Source organism: Arenimonas fontis (assembly GCF_008386465.1).
Lineage (GTDB): Bacteria > Pseudomonadota > Gammaproteobacteria > Xanthomonadales > Xanthomonadaceae > Arenimonas > Arenimonas fontis.
The window spans coordinates 1-568 of sequence record NZ_VUOD01000028.1 but is presented as its reverse complement, the minus strand read 5'-3'; the positions used below and the strand labels follow the sequence as shown (position 1 = coordinate 568).

The following is a 568-nucleotide window of genomic DNA, read 5'->3' as shown; positions in this document are numbered from 1 at the left end:
GTCCATCGCCAGCAGCCGCACGCCGTCCAGGTTCGGCGGGCCCAGCGAGCGCTCCAGATGCCGGAAGTCGATCGCTTTGACCGTCTTCCAGTCCAGCCCGAACCACCGGGCGGTGTGCCGCACCGATGTCCCGGCGCACAGCCGGGCCACGCTCTCGGCCAGCCGCCGGGTCACCCGGGCGTGGGGGTCTAGCCAGTCCAGTCGCTCAAGCCTCGGGCCGCAGCGCGGGCAGGCCAGGCGCAGCCGCGGTACCCACAATTCCACCGCGTATTCGAACAGCGGCAGGTCCCGGATCCGGCGAACGGTCTGGTCGTGGATGGCCGCTACCGGCTGGTCACAGCCCGAACAAAGGCGCTCTGCGCCCTCTACGGGCGCCAGTTCCAGCACCGCCCAGGACTGGCCGCCCCGATCCTCCTGACGCCAATCCCATACGCGATAACCCTTCCAGCCACCCAGCTGGGACATACAATCCACTTCGGCCACGGCCGGCCCCGTTTTGTTGCCTCGAGAACAACAATTCTGCCGGGTCGGCCGTGCGCCTCTCTCCCCTCAGTTGGGAGAAGAACCA

At 68.5% G+C, this 568-nt stretch carries 1 protein-coding gene; it reads right to left on the bottom strand.

Annotated elements, in window-relative coordinates:
- A partial coding sequence (locus F0415_RS12545) for a helix-turn-helix domain-containing protein (protein ID WP_188310390.1) occupies window positions 1-465 on the bottom strand: 465 nt, incomplete at its 3' end.
- Window positions 466-568 lie beyond the last annotated feature (103 nt).